Source organism: Billgrantia endophytica (assembly GCF_002879615.1).
GTDB lineage: Bacteria > Pseudomonadota > Gammaproteobacteria > Pseudomonadales > Halomonadaceae > Halomonas > Halomonas endophytica.
In genome coordinates, this window is record NZ_PNRF01000037.1 from 215,167 (window position 1) to 233,271 (window position 18,105).

The following is an 18,105-nucleotide window of genomic DNA, read 5'->3' on the forward strand; positions in this document are numbered from 1 at the left end:
AAATTCCCACAATTGCTACAAATAATACATTTAAATCAAATAGTTAAAAAATGGCATGAGTTTCGCTATATAAAAAAACAACTAAAATCAGCAAGGGAACAACAGCATGACATCCAGCAATTGCCCTCCGGGCAGCCCCTGGTTTCGCCACGTCGCACTGACCGGCGTATTGCTGTCGTGCCCGGGTATCGGCCTGGCGGATGATGGCGTGTTTCAACTGGGCACCATCCGTATCCTGGCACCCGAGCAGACCACACTGGACACCGGCACCAGCATCATCGACAGCGACACCCTGCGCCTGCACGACCGGGAAACCCTGGCCGAGGCGCTGGAACTGGCTCCCGGTGTCAGCCGCGGCTACGTCGGTGGGCGTGGCGAACAGATGGTCCATGTGCGTGGCTTCGACCGGGTGCAGGTACCCATCTACATCGATGGCATTCCCGCCTACGTGCCCTACGACGGCTTCGTCGACCTGGGACGCTTCACGACCCATGACCTGGCTCAGATAGAAGTCGCCAAGGGCTTCTCCTCGCTGCTTTATGGCCCCAATGCCCTGGGCGGCGCCATCAACCTGGTATCGAAGCGACCGACCGAGACCTTCGAGGGAGAGGTCGGCGGTGGCTTCGGGCTGGACTCGCGGGCGGACGTCAATCGCTATCGCCTCTACACCAACCTGGGTACCCGCCAGGATGACTGGTGGTTGCAGGTCGGGGCATCCTGGCTGAAGACCGACCATTTCCGGCTGCCGGACGGCTTCACCGCCAATAACATCCAGGAAGATGGCGGCAGGCGCGAAAACAGCCACAGCGAGGACAGCAAGCTGAACCTCAGGGTGGGTTACACCCCCAATGCCACCGACGAGTACGTCTTCGGTCATCTGCGCCAGCAAGGCGAAAAGGGCCAACCCGTTTACGCCGGCTCTCAGCCATTCACCAACGCCACCCGGCGCTGGTGGGAGTGGCCGGAGTGGGACAAGACCAGCACCTTTCTCGCCACCACCACCCAACTGGGCAGCCATAAACTACTGACGCGCGTCTACTACGACACCTATCAGAACACCCTGCTCGATTACGGGTACGAGGATGGCGTGCGCTCGGATACGCTGCAACCGGGCTATCCCAGCCGCTACGACGACTACACCTACGGCTTCTCCACCCAGGGCGACTTCGACCTCGGCGACGATACCCGCCTGCAGTTGGCCTATCACTTCAAGGACGACATCCACCGTTCCCAGGACGACGACAGCCCTCGCAGCCGTTACCAGGACCGCACCCACTACCTGGCCGCGGAAGGCACGCAACAGCTCTCCGACGACCTGACGCTGATCGCCGGCCTGGCCTGGGCCAGTCGCGAGGCCCGGGAGGCCACCAATGTCGTCAACGGCGTGCCGATGGAGGAGGAGAAGGGATCGAACACCGCGGTCAATGGACAGTTGGGCGTCACCTGGCAATCGGGCGAAGGCTTGTGGCGTGCCAGTTATGCCCGCAAGAGCCGTTTCGCCAACATCAGGGATCGTTACTCCTACCGTTTCGGCAGGGCCATACCCAACCCGGACCTGGCGACCGAGTACGCCGATCACTACGAGGTAGGCTACGACACGCCCCTGGCATCCAACTGGCAACTGAGCTCAGCGCTCTTTTACAGCGAGATTTCCGACAGCATCCAGTCGGTGACCGTCTCTCCCTCGGCCTGTACCAACCCCAGCCCCGACTGCACCCAGATGCAGAATATCGGCGAATCCCGCATGCAGGGCGTGGAACTGGGCGTTCAGGGCCACCTCGGCAACTGGGAGCTGAACGGCATCTACACCTGGCTGGATCGGAAAAACACCAGCGACCCCGATATCAAGCCGACCGGCACCCCCAGCCACAAGCTCTTCGCCGCCGCCACCTGGAATCACGACGCCTGGCGCGTCACCGGCCACGTGGATGCGGCGTCGGACCGCTACTCCTCCTCCGATGGGCTGGAGGTCGATGGCTTCGCCGTTTACGGCATCAAGGCGAGCTACACCTTCGATAACGCACTGCGCCTCGAAGGCGGCATACACAACCTGACCGATGAGCTCTATGAATACACGGAGGGATATCCCGAGCCCGGACGCCACTTCTCCGTCGGCTTCCACCTGCCATTGTAAAGAGCGCCCACAGGAGAAATGGCATGTATCCACCTGATGAGCCCAAGCACACCGAGGCATGCCACGCCGGGCTGTCGCGAAGACGATTCCTCCGCCTGCTCGCCCAAGGCGGCCTGCTGCTGGCCGCCGCCCCGCAGCCGCTGTCGGCGGCAACCCCGCCCGAGTCGGTCACGGTGCTGACCGGCTATCCCGACGAGATGATGCGGGTGTTCGAGGCGGCCTTCGAGCGAGCGCATCCCCACTACCGTTTGAACCTGCTGTGGCGGACGGCGAGCGACGCCCTGCCCTACCTGTTACAGGACGGCGCCGGCGTGGACGTCTACTGGTCGGCCTCGCCACGCACCTTTGCCCGGCTGAAGGCGGAGAACCGGCTCCAGCCGTTGCCGGTACAGGCCGAGGACCTGCCCGAGCGGATCGGCGGCACGCGTATCTCCGATCCACAAGGGCACTATCTCGCCACCGAAGTCGCGGGCTATGGCTTCGTGGTGAACGAAGCGGAGCTGGCTCGCCGCAGGGTTCCCTTGCCCAGGGATTGGCCGGACCTTGCCGACCCGCGCCTGGCCCGGGCCATCGTGCTGCCCACGCCGGGACAGGTAGGTTTCGCCTCGGTACTGGTGGATATCCCGTTGCAGCGCCACGGCTGGCCGCGGGGCTGGGCACTGTGGTCGGAAATCGCCGGGCTCTCCCGGCTGATCCCACGCGGAGGGAGCGGAGCGGCGGAAGAGGTCGCCGGTGGAGCGGCGGCCATCGGGCTCACCATCGACTTCTTCGCTCACTCCGCCATTGCCCGAGGCATGCCACTGCGTTTCATCTACCCGAAGCACGGCGGCATCAACCCCGCTCATGTCGCCCAACTCAAGGCGGCACCCAACCCCGAAGGCGCCCAGGCCTTCATTGACTTTCTCCTGTCGAGGGAAGGCCAGACCCTGCTGGCCCACCGGGACATCCACAAGCTCCCCGTTCGTCCCGATGTCTACGCCGGGCTTCCCGCCGATTACCACAACCCTTTCCAGGCGGCCGCGCGGGGTGGATATGCCTACGACAACGATGCCGGGCGCCCGCGTCTGGCGTTGGTCGCCTCGCTATTCGACACGATGCTCGCTCAGGACCATGCGCGGCTGGTCGATCTCTGGTCACGTATCCACCGCGCCGAGGACAGAGGCGAGGACATGCGCGCAATCCGGCGGGTCTTGTGCCGTCCCCCGATCGATGAGCGGGCGGCGGCGTCCGACACCCTGCTGGCCAGCTTCGCCAACCGCCTGGAGGGGAACAGAGACGCTCCCGGTGAAATGGAACGGCACTGGCGCCGGCAGGTCGACTCGACTCGCACCCACGTCGAAACGCTGCTGGACGGAGCCAATGCATGATCCGTCGCCTGCTGCCCGTCTCGCTGCTGCTGCTCGTCGGTGTGTCGGCCGCAGCGCCTCTGGAAACCACCGATGTCTCGGCCAATGCGTTTTCCTGGCCCATCGCCGGCCTGTCCGAGGAAGAGCGGCATGCCTTCCAGCGTGGACGCGGTCTGTTTCGTCAACCCTGGGTCATCGCCCCCTCCCATTCGCCGGAAAGCGATGGGCTCGGCCCATTGTACAACCGGCTGAGCTGCGTGGCCTGCCACCCCGCCAATGGCCGCGGCAGGGCTCCCGAGCGGCCGGAGCAGCGGATGCGGTCCATGCTGGTGCGCCTGTCCGTGCCCGGCGTGGACGCCGATGCCCCGCCACGGCCCCATCCGGCTTATGGCGATCAGCTCAACGAGGAGGGCATACCCGGTGTACCGGGTGAGGGCCGCGCCTCCATCGAATGGCTGGAGCATGAGGTTCTTCTGGACGACGGCACCAAGGTCTCGCTGCGCGAACCGCGCCTGCGCTTTTCCGAACTGGCCTATGGTCCGCTGGGAGCGGACATACAGACCTCCGCGCGTGTCGGGCAGCCATTGATCGGCATGGGGCTGCTGGATGCCATCACGCAGCGACAGCTCCAGACGCTGACTGACCGATCGCGCCGCCTGGGACTGAATGGCCGCGTCAACCAGGTCGACGACGTGCGGACGGGAGCGCCGGGCAGCGGGCGTTTCGGCCACAAGGCCAACCAACCCAACCTGCGCCAGCAGACGGCCGCGGCCATGCATGGCGACCTGGGCATCACCTCCTCCCTGTTCCCGGAGCAGAACTGCACTCCCGCACAGCTTGCCTGCCAACGGGCTCCCGAGGGCGGCCAGCCCGAACTCACGGACAGCCAACTGAATGACCTGGAATTCTATTTCGCGCATCTCGCCCCACCCGCGCGCCGGGACAGGGACTCCCCCCGGGTACAACGGGGCGAACGGCTCTTCCAGCGACTGGGGTGCCACGGTTGCCACCTGCCCAGCATCACCACGGGAGAGCATCCCCGTTTTCCACGCTTGTCACACCAGGCCATCCAACCCTATACGGACCTGTTGCTGCATGACATGGGCGAGGGGCTGGCCGATCACCGCCCCGATTTCAGCGCCGGCGGACGCGAGTGGCGGACCGCCCCGCTATGGGGGATCGGCCTCACGGAAACGGTCAATGGACACACCGAGTTCCTGCACGATGGTCGCGCCCGCAACCTGACGGAAGCCATCCTCTGGCATGGCGGTGAGGCGCAACGGTCGCGGGACGGTTTCGCCGCACTGGACCGGGACGCGCGCGAGGCGTTGCTGGCATTTCTGCGCTCGCTGTGAAAGCGGTGCCAGGCACGATCAAGCCACATCCATCAGTCGACGATGACCCGCAATGCCATCGGGTACTCGTCGCAGTTGTTGCCCTCGCCTCCGCGGTCGACGACCAGGAACTCGCCTTCCCGTTCGAGTACCGACTGAATGGCATGCCAGGTGCCGGCCCGGTAGTTCACCCCCTGCCGGCCGTCGGTGACGAAGGCACGCACGTCGGCCGGCTCGATGGCCTCGCCCGGCGGCGCCACCACGATCACGAAGCGTTCATCATGTAGCGGCATGAACGCCTGGCTGCCCTGCGGATGTCGCTCCAGAAACTCGAGCGTGAGCGGCAGTTCGACGGGCTGGCTGACGAAGATGCTGATCAGCGCCCTTGCCTCCTCGCCCAGGGTCTCGACCCTGGCCAGGTCGTGATAGCGTCGGGTACGGCCGGCGTTGATGTGAAAGTAGTCGGCCGTGCGCGTGTCGATGACATCGCCGAAGGGCGCGAAGACCTCCGGCGTCAGCGGTACTGCCTTGAGTTCGAGCATGGTCGTCTCCCTTGTGCTTACCTGCCGCCGGACAGACTGAGCTTCATGTGACGGTTCACATCCTTGTACAACAGGTAGCGGAACGGTCCGGGGCCGCCGGCGTAGCAGGCCTGCGGGCAGAAGGCACGCAGCCACATGAAGTCGCCGGCCTCGACCTCGACCCAGTCCTGGTTGAGATGATAGACCGCCTTGCCTTCCAGCACGTAGAGCCCGTGCTCCATGACGTGGGTCTCGTCGAAGGGGATCACCGCGCCCGGCTGGAACGTGACGATATTGACGTGCATGTCATGGCGCACGTCGGCCGGGTCGACGAAGCGGGTGGTGGCCCAGCGCCCATCGGTATCGGGCATCGGCGTCGGAGCGATATCGTTCTCGTTGACGACGAAGGCGTCCGGCACCTCGATGCCCTCGACGAATTCGTAGGCCTTGCGCACCCAGTGGAAACGTACCGGGGCGTCGGATTCATTGCGCAGTTGCCAATGACTACCCGGCGGCAGGAAGGCGTATCCACCCGGCGTCATGGGGTGACGCTCGCCCGCCAGCGTCAGGGTCATCTCCCCTTCCACCACGAACAGCACCCCCTCCGCCGCGGGGTCGAGCTCGGGCTTCTCGCTACCGCCACCCGGGGATACCTCCATGATGTACTGGGAGAAGGTCTCGGCGAAACCGGAGAGGGGCCTTGCCAGCACCCACAGGCGGGTCTCTTCCCAGAACGGCAGGTTGCTGGTCACGATGTCGCCGAACACCCCCTTGGGGATCACGGCATAGGCCTCTGTGAATACCGCCCGGTCCGAAAGCAGCTGGGTCTGGGGCGGATGACCACCGCGGGGGGCGTAGTAGGTTTTTATCGTCATGGCGCTTCCTTTATGACATGACAGCCCAATGGGCTCGACAGTCAGAAAAATGTCTGCTTGAATCTTGTGAAATTATCGTCTCACGATTACCTTGTCTAGAAACTTTTGTTTCATTTATCGGCAAAGGTTCCACCCATCATGCCCCGTAACCTGGACGCGACGGTCGCGGTCGACACGACGAACCCTGCCACCCTTGCCTGGGTCAGCGGATCACGGCGCCAGTTCGTCCAGCTCCTGGTAGAGTTCGCTGATCGCATCGATGCGGGCACGGCCTTGCCCCAGGCGCTGATGAAGCAACCCATTGACCAGCAGATTGATCAGACTCATGGCGCTGGCATAGCTGTCGAAAGCCGAGATGCTGTCAAGCGGGCATTCAAGCCACCAGTCGGCCTGCCCGGCATGGCTGGCCGCCGTGGCGTCACCGATCAGGAGCAGCCTGCAAGGCATGGCGGCCAGTTCCTCGACGAGGGCATCGAACATTCTGTGGCGTCGACGAAAACCGAACAGTACCACCAGGTCCTCTTTCTCCAGCCCGGCCAGTTCTTCGGCCAGCGACTGATTCGGCTGGGGAGCCAGCGAGACGTGGTCCCTCGCCTGGACGAGCTGTTGTCGAAAGTGCAGGGCCAACGGGTAGCTGTTGCGAAACCCCACCAGCACGACACGGCGGGCACGATCAAGGGCCTGCAAAATGGCCTCGAACGCCCCCGGCTCGACACTCGCAAGCAGACGACGAAGGTTCTCCTGTTCACGCTCGAAATGGCGCTTGAAGCGTTCGCTGGCCCCGACGGCCTCGGTATCGGTGACCAGCGGCATGCCAAGGCTTCTCAGCTGGCGAGCGTGGCGCTTGACGGCCTGGAAACTTTCGAAGCCGAGACGCCTGAAAAGCCGGCTGACAGTGGACTTCGACACGCCCGTCAGGCGCGCAAGATCCGCGGCGCTGTATACGGCCAGATCGTCGAAGTGATCGAGAATGAACGACGCCACGCGCTGTTCCTGGGCACTGAGCTCACCGTATCGAGCCGAGATTCGCTGGCCGATATGCGGCGACATGCCCACCTGTTGGGTCATCAAGAGAGACTCCTTATCACGACAGGCCCACCCGGCAGTGCCGGATACTCGTCATTTCGGCCCGCCATTCAGTGGAAATAGTGTCAACGATATTCGACAAAAGATAGCGACACCATCAACAACAACGCGAGGCATCCCATGTCCCACCCCAACACAGACGATAAAAGTACGGCCCGGAATGACAAGAGGCGTTTCGGTCAGATCCCCCACATTTACGTGATTCTCTTCGTCTTCATTGCCATCGCTGCGGTGGCAACCCATTTCGTACCGGCCGGCGAGTACGAGAGAGTACCGGGCCCTGACGGGCGCATCACCATCGATGCGGCCTCCTTCCAGTATGTCGAGCCCAATCCTGCCGGACTCGTCGACTTCATGCTGGCGATCCCCAACGGGCTGATGAGCGCCGGGGAAGTGGTGTTCTTCACCTTCATGATCGGCGGCATGTTCATGGTGCTGCGTCGCACGGGCATCATCGAGATCGGTGTCGACAAGCTCAGCCGGCGCTTTGCCAATCGAAGCCTGTTGATGATACCCGTGCTGATGACGGTATTTGCCGTGGTTGCCACCATCATCGGCACACAAGAGCTGGCGCTGGTCTATGTGCCCGTGATCCTGCCGCTGATGATCGCCCTGCGCTTCGATTCGGTGACCGCCGCCGCCGTGGCGTTATGCGCCACCACCGCGGGTTTCACCACCGGCATCCTGAACCCGATCAACACCGGCCTCGGCCAGCAACTCTCGGGCCTGCCGCTGTATTCCGGCTTCGGCCTGCGCGTCGTCGCCTTCGCGATCATCCTGGGCGCCGGGATCTTCTTCGTCATGCGCTATGCGCGCAAGGTCCATGACAATCCCGGGCTGAGCCTGATGGCAGGCGACGAGGCCGAAGCCGAGAAGCGTTCTCTCTACCAGCACGCCACCGACGAAGGCGCGTTGACCGCCAATGGCCGTCAGAAGCTGGCCGCCATCGCTACCTTTGCATTCTTCGGTCTCCTGGTTTACGGGGTGCTCCGCCAGGGCTGGTTCATGATGGAAATGGCCGGCCTGTTCATCATCATGGGCATCGTCGTCGGCTTGATCGCCGGCCTGACCACCGAGAGCATCTGCGAAGCCTTCAACAAGGGCTTCCGCGATGTGCTGGTCGGCGCCATGATCGCCGGGGTCGCACGCGGCGTGGCCGTGGTGCTGGAAGACGGTCAGATCATGGACACCTTGGTCATGGGGCTGGGCAACCTGGTGGGGGAACTGCCTACCATGCTGGCGGCCATTGGCATGTACTTCGCCCAGTTGGCGTTCAATTTCGTGGTGCCCTCCGGCAGCGGCCAGGCGCTCGTCACCATGCCCATAATGGCGCCACTCTCCGACCTGATCGGCGTCACGCGCCAGACGGCGGTACTGGCCTTCCAGCTCGGCGACGGCATGGGGAACATTCTCTACCCGACTTCCGGCTACTTCATGGCTACCCTGGCCATTGCCGGTGTCCCCTGGCAGAAGTGGGTGCGATTCTTCTTCCCCCTGTTTTGTGTATGGGTGCTGATCGCCATCGCTTTCATGGCCTTTGCCCAGATAACCCAGTGGACGGGCTGATCGCCGAAAGCCGCCTTGTCCGAGGCAGCGCGGCATTCCGCTCGGCGTGGCCAAGCGGAGCGCAACGATATCCGGCATCACCACCGCCCCGATGACCGCTATCGGCGAGCCGGGGCCGGATGATGGTCAGCCCAGTGGCGGGCGATATCCACACGACGGGCCACCCAGACCCGGTCGTGCGCCTCGATATGATCGAGGAAGCGCTGCAACGCGCGGAAGCGGCCGGGACGGCCGATCAGCCGGCAGTGCAGGCCGACCGAGAGCATCTTCGGCGTCTCGTCACCTTCGGCATAGAGCACATCGAAGGCATCGCGCAGGTAGGTGAAGAAGTGATCGGCGGTGTTGAACCCCTGCGGGGCCGCGAAGCGCATGTCGTTGCTGTCCAGCGTATAGGGCACGATCAGGTGATCGTGTTCGCGGCCCTGGCTGTCCGCCTCGCGAGTCCAGAACGGCAGGTCGTCGCCATAGTAGTCACTGTCGTAGAGGAAGCCGCCCTCGTCGAGTACCAGCCGGCGGGTATTGGGACTGTCACGGCCGGTGTACCAGCCCAGCGGCTTCTCGCCATAGAGATGCTGGAAGATTTCCATGGCGCGCTGCAGGTGCTCACGCTCGATATGTTCCGGTACGTCCTGGTAGTGAATCCAGCGGTAGCCGTGGCAGGCAATTTCATGCCCCAGCTCCTTGAAGGCATGGGCCACCTCGGGATGACGCTCCAGGGCCATGGCCACACCGAACACGGTCAGCGGCAGCCCGCGGCGCTCGAACTCCCTCAGGATGCGCCAGACCCCGGCCCGGGAGCCGTATTCATAGATCGATTCCATGCTCAGGTGGCGATCGGGAAAGGCCGGCGCCCCGATGATCTCGGAGAGAAACTGTTCGGAACCGGCATCACCATGCAGCACGCAATTCTCTCCACCCTCTTCGTAATTGAGCACGAACTGCACGGCAATCTTCGCCCTGCCGGGCCAGTTGGCATGGGGGGGGGTGCGGCCATGGCCGATCAGGTCGCGGGGGTAGTCACTGTCTGCGCTCATCAAGGGCTTTCCTCTTGTTCCTTACTGGTCCCACATGGAGCCGTGCTCAGCTTGCAACATCATGCGCAACACTTAATGTATACAATATAAAAATAGACTGTGTGCATTTCTATTGCAAGGCGTCAAGCCGGCTCTGTTTTCTGGCAATCGTAACGGCGTCTTGACGCGTCACCGACAACCACTTCTCACAGAATCATTTTTTGTATACAAAAATCAATCCTCATGTGCCGCGCATAAAGCCGCTGGAAAGCATGCCAGCCCCTTGCATGGTTTCCGTTCCGTCGGCCCGATGCCGGGCCTCCTGCTCCTGAAAACTGTATACATGAATTTATGTTTATAGTCGCCAAGGCCGGCGGGAAGGAACACATCTAGACCTAAGTCTAGTGCTACAAGGCCCTTGCCCGATACCGGAAAAAATCGCCAATCGGCTGTTTTAATGGCCTCATTCGCTTTTTTCTCATGGTGGAAGAAATGCTTGCATGGCAGCGCCTCTATGCCTATCTTTGTGTACAAAGATACATTTTATTGTTTACAAAAAATACCTGGAGACTTCGCCGATGCATCTACGTGTCATCAATCCCAACACCACCAGCGCCATGACGGCCAAGATCGGCGAGGCGGCCCGCCGTGTCGGCGCGCCGGGTACGCGTATCAGCGCTACCCAGCCCGACAGCGGGCCGGTTTCCATCGAAAGTCATTTCGATGAGGCGATCAGTGCCGTGGGCGTACTCGAAGAGGTGTTGACGGGAGAGCGTGAAGACGTCGACGCCTATGTGATCGCCTGTTTCGGCGACCCGGGTCTGATGGCGGCCCGTGAGCTGACCCGCGCTCCGGTGATCGGTATCGCCGAGGCGGCCTTCCATATGGCCACCCTCATCAGCACGCGCTTCTCGATCGTCACCACGCTCGGCCGTACCGGCATCATCGCCGAGCACCTGCTGGAGAATTACGGGTTCCGCCACCACTGCCGTCGGGTTCGTGCCGCCGAGATTCCCGTACTGGACCTGGAGGAAAACGGCTCGGTTGCCATGAGCCGAATCATCGACGAGTGCCGGCGCGCCAGGGATGAAGACAGCATCGGCGCCATCGTGCTCGGCTGCGGCGGCATGGCCGATCTCACCGGCGCAATCGCGAACGAGGTCGGCCTGCCCGTGATCGAGGGCGTCACGGCCGCCGTCAAGCTGGCCGAGGCCGTGGTCGGGCTGGGACTTGGCACCAGCAAATACGGCGACTTGGCCTTTCCACGCCCGAAGGCATTCACCGGCCGGTTCGAGCGCCTTTCCGGCCTGGCACCATCCCGTTAACGCATTCCTGGACAACAACGACACACCTCAGTACAGCAGCTCGCAGAGAAGCCCCCTGCCCGGCCCGCAGTCCGGGCAGGCAACAACGACAAATCGGAACGATACCCTTGCGAGGACATTACCATGAGCAACTCGATACCCAAGGCCCCATCCGTCGAAGTGGGCTTCCCACCTGACAGCCATGCCACCAAGGCCCCGGGGCAGGAGAGCCTGGCACCCCAGCAGACCCGCATCATGGGTCGCCCCTCCTACTTCCTGGCCTGGTTTGGCGGCTGTGTGTCGATCGGCACCTTTGCCATGGGCTCCAGCGTGGTGGGTACCCTCAATCTGATCCAGGCCACGCTGGCCATCGCCATCGGCTGCTTCGTCATCGGTATCGCCCTGGCCATCAATGGCGCCGCCGGCTACAAGTACGGCATTCCCTTCATGGTCCAGGCCCGCAGCGCCTTCGGCTTTGCCGGCACCCGCATACCCGGCCTGGTGCGGGCCGTTCCTGCAGTGGTGTGGTACGGCTTTCAGAGCTGGATCGGTGCAGGTGCCCTGAACATGGTGTCGGCCACGCTGTTCGGCTTCGACAACCTGATCTTCTACTTCATCACCTTTCAGTTACTGCAGATCGGCCTGTCGGTAATGGGCTTCCAGGGCATCAAGTGGCTGGAAAACATCGGCAGCGGTTTCATCCTGGTCTCGCTGATGTACATGTTCTATGCCACGGTGCAGCGCTATGGCGATGAGCTCTCGGCCAGCCTGCTGACCATGGAAGGCTCCTGGGGCATGCCGTTCTGGGGCGCCACCATGCTGTTCCTGGGTATCTACAGCACCATGATGCTCAACGTCAGCGACTATTCCCGAGAACACAAGCACGGCACCGGACCGGGCCTGCTGACCACCATCTACGCCATGTCGATCCTGCCCTGCACCCTGTTCATGGGGCTGATCGGCTACATGGTCTCCGAAGCCACCGGTACCGCCGATCCCATCCAGGTGTTCGCCAACGCCGTGGACAACACCCCACTGCTGATGGCCACCCTGCTGTTCATCGCCTTCGCCCAGGTCACCACCAACGTCCTCAACAACGTGGTACCGCCCACCTATGTGCTGATGGACGTGTTCAAGCTCAAGTTCCCCATCGCCACCGTGATCGTCGGCCTGCTGGCCTTCGCCACCTTCCCCTGGAAGCTGGTACAGCCCGAGTCCGCCGCTGGCCTGCAGCTGTTCGTCCAGACCTACTCCGCCTTCCTCGGCCCGATCTTCGCCATTCTGGTGGTCGACTACTACATCATTCGTCGTCGCACCCTGGACCTCGGCAAGCTATATGACGAGACCGGCCCCTACCAGGGCATCAACCATGCCGCGCTGATCGCCACCGCCGTTGGCATCCTGTCGGCTTTCACTTTCCCTGCCGTCTCCTGGTACGCCAGCCTGATTCCGGCCGGTGTTACCTACTACCTGTTGATGCAGCACTGGGCGCCCTGCCAGCGCTTCCGCCAGTAGCCCCATGGCCCCGTCAGGCAGCCGCCGGGCGGGGCCCCTCCAAAATCCCCTGCCTCGCCGTTGCCCACAACGCTCACCACATGGAGATCCGACCCGTGTTCCACTTCTCATCACGCGCTACCCGACTTGGCCTGGCCGCCTGCTGTCTGCCAGGCCTTCTTCTCATGTCATCTCTCGCCCACTCCGATCAGAACCGGGACGTGACGACTCCGAACGCTTCCGCCGCTATCGAGACGATCGTTCTCATCAACCCCAACTCCAACACTGACGCCACCCGCGCAGCGGTCGAGGTCATTCGGGGAGACGAGCCCGGTCAGGCGCCAAAGATCTGATGCAGATCCGGCGCCTCGGCCTCCTCCTCGATGATGGAAAGCGATGCCTCGATGGCCTTCAGGTGGCGGCTCATGAAAGCCTGGGCACGTTCACCGTTATGCGCCTCTAGATAACCGATCAGGTCATCATGGTCGTGGGACTCGCAGCCCAGGTGTCCCGCGTTGCCATAGACCGCCAGGATCAGGGAAGAGCGCGAACAGAGCTGGCCGACGAAGGCCGCCAGCGTCGCGTTGCCGGAGAGTTGCGCCAAGCGTTCGTGGAAGGCGGCGGAGAGCTTGATCGCCTTGCTCTGCTCTCCCGATCGCAGCGCCTCTCGCTCACGCTTCGCCATGTCGCGCAGTTCATGGACGTCATCCGCCGTGATGCGACGGGCCACTTCCGGCATCAGGCCACACTCGATCATCTGCCGGGCATCGAAGACATCCTTGGCTTCATCGGCTGTCGGACGGGTGACGCTCGCGCCCCGTCGCGGCGTCAACGTGACCAGTTGCTCCAGGGCAAGGCGTTGGAGAATCTTGCGGATACCCGTACGGCTGATGCCGAACACTTCGGCGAGTGCGTCTTCCCGTAGCCGCGCGCCGGGACGAAGACGATGTTCGATGATCGCATCGCTGATGGAACGATGAATCGCTTCGTGGCGCTCGGCACCGTCCCCGTTCTTGCCCAGCCGCCTGGGGCGAACGGTGTCCGCCTCCCCCTCGCCAGCGAGGCTCTGCCGCTGATTCATGGTATCCCTCCTTGTATGCCCCTCAGTGCCATTCATTGTATACGCATTACAGTCCGACTATCGATCCTCCGACGACGCACACAGCCCGCCGAATGGCGGGCCGTGTGACGTGGGTCAGTTGTCGGAGTCGAACCGTCTCAGGCCAGAACCGGCATGGGTCTCATTCCGCCCAGGCGGCGATGACGTCGCGTTCCTCATCGGTCATGCCGGTCATGTTGCCCAGCGGCATGTACTTGCTGGCCACCACCTGCTGGATCTGGCTCTTCTGGCTCAGGACCTGGTCTTCGGTGTCATAGGCAATGCCCGCTGGCGGCGCCGCGAAGCCAGGCTGGGTCGGCTCCCGGGAATGGCACGCCACGCAGTGCTGCTCGACCAGTGCCTGTACTTCCTCGAATGCCGGCGTGTCGGCAGCGCCGTTTCCCACCGCCGGTGTCTGCCCGATCGGTGCCGCTATCCAGAAGGCCACCGCAATCAGTGCCACCCCGGCGACAGGATAGGCCGGCTGAATCTTGCCCGAGTGCATCAGCACGAAGAACTGGCGGATCAAGGCCCCGGCAAAGATGAACAGCGACATGAGCACCCAGGCATACTCATGCGAATAGGCAAAGGAGTAGTGGTTGCTGATCATCAGCAACACCACGGGAAGCGTGAAATAGGTATTGTGCACCGAGCGCTGCTTGCCGCGCTTGCCATCCAGGGGGTTGGGCGCTTCACCGGCTTTCATGGCATTGACCATGCGACGCTGACCGGGAATGATCCAGAAGAACACGTTGGCCGACATGGCAGTGGCCATGACCGCACCGGTCAGCAGGAATGCCGCCCGACCAGAGAACATCTGCACGCTCAGATAGGCGACCACCACCATCAGCACGGCAACGGCCAGGCTGAGGATGCCGTCACGCTCCATGTTGGGGCTGATGCGCTTGCACATCTCGTTGTAGACGACCCAGCCACCCAGCAGAAACACCAGCGCCAGGACATTGGCCTGCCAGCCGGCCATGTTGGCGGCCCACTCCCAACTGCTGTTGGGGTTCACCAGGTAGAAGCCCGGGTTGACCATGTACAGGATGACGAACAGGGCAAAGCCGGACAGCCAGGTGGTATAGGATTTCCAGAATGACCAGTGCAGGTCGTCGGGGAGCTTCTCCGGACTCGTGGCATATTTCTGGTTATGGTAGAAACCGCCGCCATGGACGGCCCACATCTCGCCGAATACGCCTTTCTTCCGGCAGTTCTCGTCCTTCGGCGTTTTCAGGCCGTTATCCAGCATGACGAAGTAGATCGACTCGCCGATCCAGGCAATGGCCGCGATGACGTGAAGCCAGCGCAGCATGAAGTTGGCAAAATCGAGAATGTAGGATTGCATGAGGGGAGTCTCGCCTCGCTTGATTGTTGTGTAACCACCCGGGAACGCCAGCAGTGACCGTCTACCTCGCCAGGCCCCCTTGCGCAGTCGGGTCAGCTGCCACGATAGGTGGAATAGCCATAAGGAGAGAGCAGCAACGGCACATGGTAGTGCTGCGAGGCATCCGCCACTCCGAAGCGCAGGGGGATGACATCCAGGAACCGGGGCTCATCGGCCACCACACCTTGACGCCTCAGGTAGTCGCCAGCATGGAAAACCAGCTCGTACTCGCCTGCCACGAAGTCGTTGCCCTCGAGGATGGGGGCGTCGCAACGGCCATCATCATTGGTCACGATCGTCTTGAGCTGGGTGCGCTGCCCGCCTTCCAGCCGATATACCTCGATGGCGATTCCTTCACCGGGGCGGCCCTGCGCGGTATCCAGAACATGCGTGGTCAATCGTCCCATTGCTTTCTCCCGTACCTGGCTGGTGAAGCCTCTCATAGGCGAGGCATCAAGAACGCACTAGCATGAAGACAGTTTTAGCTCTTTTGGTGGTACATTTCAAAATTTTTTTGTATACAGTTCTCCAGGAAACGTATCGTGCCCGAACATCAATTCCCTCAGCGGAGACAACGATGAGCAACCAGACCCTCAACCCGCGCCCCAGCACTCTCGGCCGCGAGGCCTTTGTCGTCCAGTATGGCGACATCTATGAACACTCCCCCTGGGTAGCCGACCTGACCTGGCAACGGGGCCTGGGAAACGAGCAGGACACACCGCCCGGGCTGGCTGAGGCCATGGGACAGACGCTGAGAGACGCCACGCCAGAGCAGCAACTGGAAGTGATCCGCGCGCACCCGGACCTCGCCGGCAAGGCAGCCCTTGCCGGTGAATTGACCGACGACTCGACACGCGAGCAGGCCGGAGCCGGACTCGACCAGTGCACTCCCGAAGAGATGGCGCGCTTCGAACGCCTGAACGACGCCTACAAATCACGCTTCGGGTTTCCATTCGTGATGGCCGTCAAGGGCAATGACCGCCACGCCATCCTTGCCGCCTTCGAGACACGTCTCGAGAATTCCCGGGACGAGGAGCGCCTCACCGCCATCGAACAGATCAACCGCATTGCCCGCTTCCGCCTTGAGGCACGCCTCGGGGCCTGACGGTCGGCAGCGCCGACAGCTTGCCGGCGCTGCCGCTGACAGCGGCTATTTCGAGACAGGCCATCCGCAACATGACCAAAGGGTCAAAAAATAAAGGCAAGCTACTGAAAAAAAGGAAAAGAAAAAGAAAAGTACAAAAAAATCCACTTATTGTCTTTCAAAAAAAGAATGATTGTGTACATTTTACCCATGGCGTGGTGCCCAAAATAACACCACTGGATACAACAATAAGTGTGAGAGCTAACATGAACGACACGGAACAGGCTGCCTCCCAAACGAAGCCGTCGCGCACCATCAACCAGAATCCTGATGCCATGCCGCCGCTCGGCAAGGCCATTCCCCTTGGCTTGCAGCACATCATGGCGATGTTCGCCGGTAACGTGACACCGCCCATCATCATTGCCGGGGTCATTGGCGCCAGTGCCGGTGAACAGATATTCCTGATCCAGGTCGCCCTGTTCGTGGCCGGGGTTTCGACACTCATCCAGACCATCGGCGTCGGCCCTTTCGGCGCCCGCCTTCCCATCGTACAAGGCACCAGTTTCGGCTTCCTGCCGGTCGCCCTGCCGCTGGCCAAGGCCTTCGGCCTGCCGGCGGTGCTCGGGGCATCCTTCGTAGCCGGCCTGCTACAGGTGGTGCTGGGTGCCTTCCTCAAGAAGATCCGCCACTGGTTCTCACCCGTGGTCACCGGCATCGTGGTGTTGCTGATCGGCATCACCCTGATGCCGGTTGGTTTGAACTACGCCGCCGGTGGCGTTGGCTCGGATGACTTCGCCTCACCCACCAACCTGGCGCTGGCGTTCTTCGTGCTGATCGTCACCATCAGCGTGCACCAGTTGGGGCGTGGCTTCATCAAGGCCTCATCGATCCTGTTCGGCCTGGCGGCCGGCTACCTGGTGGCCATCGCCCTGGGCATGGTGGATTTCACCAACCTTGCCAACGCCGCCTGGTTTTCGGTACCCAAGCCGCTGGAATACGGCATGCAGTTCTCCATGACAGCCATCGTCGGCATGACGCTGATCATGTTCGTGGTGGGCCTGGAGACCATCGGCAATATCTCGGCCATCACTACCGGTGGCGCCGGCCGCCCCGCCAGGGACAAGGAGCTTTCCGGCGGCGTCATGGCCGACGGCGTGGCAACGTCGTTTGCGGCGGTATTCAACACCCTGCCCAACACCGCCTATGCCCAGAACGTCGGATTGATCACGCTGACGGGCGTAGTGAGCCGTCATGTGGTCACCATCGGTGGCCTGCTGCTGATCGCCATGGGCCTGTTTCCCAAGCTGGGCGGCCTGGTCGCGGCCATGCCCCATGCGGTACTGGGCGGTGCCGGTATCGTGATGTTCGGCATGATCGCTTCGGCGGGCCTCAAGATCATTCAGGAGTGCGAACTCGACCAGCGTGCCATGCTCATCATTGCCGTGGCATTGAGCCTGGGCATCGGCCTGCCGGCGGTGGAAGCGATCTCCGAGACCATGCCCGGCCAGGCCGGCCTGCTGCTGAAGTCCGGTCTCGTGCCGGCCGCCGTGGCTGCATTGGCGCTGGACGCCATCCTGCCTGGCAAGCCGGGCCGTCAGAAGCCAAATCCCGAAGAGCCGGTGATGACAAAGAGCAAGGGCGCCGAGGCCAACCCCTGATCACATCATGTGCCAGGCGGTGTCCGTCAAGGTCGCTGACCTTAGGTGGCGTCAAAGGACACACCGCCGATATGGCCCGCTCCCGCCTGGGGTACCGGCACGGCCGCTTCCAGAAACACCACGGGCGCCCTGGGGGCGCCCGTGAATTACATCATGTTGACTGCAACAGCATGGACCCATGGCCGATAACGGCTCAAGAACACG

General features: G+C 62.5%; 15 protein-coding genes. 8 read left to right on the forward strand and 7 right to left on the reverse strand.

The annotated features are described in order from the left end of the window. Positions 1-106: 106 nt before the first annotated feature. The 3 genes from C1H69_RS18350 to C1H69_RS18360 are packed head-to-tail and all read left to right on the forward strand — an operon-like array spanning position 107 to position 4,835. Positions 107-2,134, forward strand: coding sequence for a TonB-dependent receptor plug domain-containing protein (locus C1H69_RS18350; protein ID WP_102654817.1), 2,028 nt, complete (start codon positions 107-109; stop codon positions 2,132-2,134). A gap of 23 nt (positions 2,135-2,157) precedes the next feature. Continuing rightward, positions 2,158-3,501 carry an ABC transporter substrate-binding protein gene (locus C1H69_RS18355; protein WP_102654818.1) on the forward strand — a complete coding sequence of 448 codons (1,344 nt, stop codon included), beginning with the start codon at positions 2,158-2,160 and terminating at the stop codon, positions 3,499-3,501. Then, a complete protein-coding gene (locus C1H69_RS18360; protein WP_102654819.1) occupies positions 3,498-4,835 on the forward strand; it encodes a di-heme oxidoreductase family protein in 1,338 nt (445 codons plus the stop codon). The genes C1H69_RS18355 and C1H69_RS18360 overlap by 4 nt, the downstream gene beginning before the upstream one ends. A gap of 32 nt (positions 4,836-4,867) precedes the next feature. Here the strand turns inward: C1H69_RS18360 and C1H69_RS18365 are convergent, their stop codons facing one another. From C1H69_RS18365 to C1H69_RS18375, 3 genes are all read right to left on the reverse strand, one after another. Beyond that, positions 4,868-5,356: an ureidoglycolate lyase gene (locus C1H69_RS18365; RefSeq protein WP_102654820.1), complete on the reverse strand. Its 489-nt coding sequence runs from the start codon at positions 5,354-5,356 to the stop codon at positions 4,868-4,870. A 17-nt stretch (positions 5,357-5,373) separates the two neighbouring features. Beyond that, positions 5,374-6,210, reverse strand: coding sequence for a bifunctional allantoicase/(S)-ureidoglycine aminohydrolase (locus tag C1H69_RS18370; RefSeq protein ID WP_102654821.1), 837 nt, complete (start codon positions 6,208-6,210; stop codon positions 5,374-5,376). A 210-nt stretch (positions 6,211-6,420) separates the two neighbouring features. Next, positions 6,421-7,278 carry a MurR/RpiR family transcriptional regulator gene (locus C1H69_RS18375; RefSeq protein WP_165789530.1) on the reverse strand — a complete coding sequence of 286 codons (858 nt, stop codon included), beginning with the start codon at positions 7,276-7,278 and terminating at the stop codon, positions 6,421-6,423. A gap of 138 nt (positions 7,279-7,416) precedes the next feature. On the opposite strand from C1H69_RS18375, the gene C1H69_RS18380 reads away from it, so the two are divergent. After that, positions 7,417-8,862, forward strand: a complete 1,446-nt coding sequence (locus C1H69_RS18380) for a YfcC family protein (protein ID WP_102654822.1) — start codon at positions 7,417-7,419, stop codon at positions 8,860-8,862. A 98-nt stretch (positions 8,863-8,960) separates the two neighbouring features. Here the strand turns inward: C1H69_RS18380 and puuE are convergent, their stop codons facing one another. Then, the gene (puuE, locus tag C1H69_RS18385; protein WP_102654823.1) at positions 8,961-9,896 is read right to left on the reverse strand and encodes an allantoinase PuuE; all 936 of its coding nucleotides are present in this window, start codon (positions 9,894-9,896) and stop codon (positions 8,961-8,963) included. A gap of 557 nt (positions 9,897-10,453) precedes the next feature. On the opposite strand from puuE, the gene C1H69_RS18390 reads away from it, so the two are divergent. Next, a complete protein-coding gene (locus C1H69_RS18390; RefSeq protein WP_102654824.1) occupies positions 10,454-11,200 on the forward strand; it encodes an aspartate/glutamate racemase family protein in 747 nt (248 codons plus the stop codon). Between the two features lie 123 nt (positions 11,201-11,323). Further along, positions 11,324-12,694 carry an NCS1 family transporter gene (locus tag C1H69_RS18395; protein ID WP_205738539.1) on the forward strand — a complete coding sequence of 457 codons (1,371 nt, stop codon included), beginning with the start codon at positions 11,324-11,326 and terminating at the stop codon, positions 12,692-12,694. Between the two features lie 313 nt (positions 12,695-13,007). On the opposite strand, the gene C1H69_RS18405 is transcribed toward C1H69_RS18395, so the two are convergent. The 3 genes from C1H69_RS18405 to uraH all read right to left on the reverse strand — a co-directional run bounded on the left by C1H69_RS18405 (position 13,008) and on the right by uraH (position 15,566). Further along, on the reverse strand, positions 13,008-13,754 hold the full coding sequence (locus tag C1H69_RS18405) for a GntR family transcriptional regulator (RefSeq protein WP_240610000.1): 747 nt from the start codon (positions 13,752-13,754) through the stop codon (positions 13,008-13,010). 160 nt (positions 13,755-13,914) lie between these two features. Further along, entirely contained in the window at positions 13,915-15,120 is a 1,206-nt protein-coding gene (locus C1H69_RS18410) for a urate hydroxylase PuuD (protein ID WP_102654826.1), read from the reverse strand. A gap of 92 nt (positions 15,121-15,212) precedes the next feature. After that, the gene (gene uraH / locus C1H69_RS18415) at positions 15,213-15,566 is read right to left on the reverse strand and encodes a hydroxyisourate hydrolase (protein ID WP_102654827.1); all 354 of its coding nucleotides are present in this window, start codon (positions 15,564-15,566) and stop codon (positions 15,213-15,215) included. Positions 15,567-15,736: 170 nt separating this feature from the next. On the opposite strand from uraH, the gene uraD reads away from it, so the two are divergent. Together uraD and C1H69_RS18425 are read left to right on the forward strand one after the other, a co-directional pair. Continuing rightward, a complete protein-coding gene (gene uraD / locus C1H69_RS18420) occupies positions 15,737-16,264 on the forward strand; it encodes a 2-oxo-4-hydroxy-4-carboxy-5-ureidoimidazoline decarboxylase (RefSeq protein WP_102654828.1) in 528 nt (175 codons plus the stop codon). 245 nt (positions 16,265-16,509) lie between these two features. Further along, entirely contained in the window at positions 16,510-17,901 is a 1,392-nt protein-coding gene (locus C1H69_RS18425; protein WP_102654829.1) for a uracil-xanthine permease family protein, read from the forward strand. Positions 17,902-18,105 lie beyond the last annotated feature (204 nt).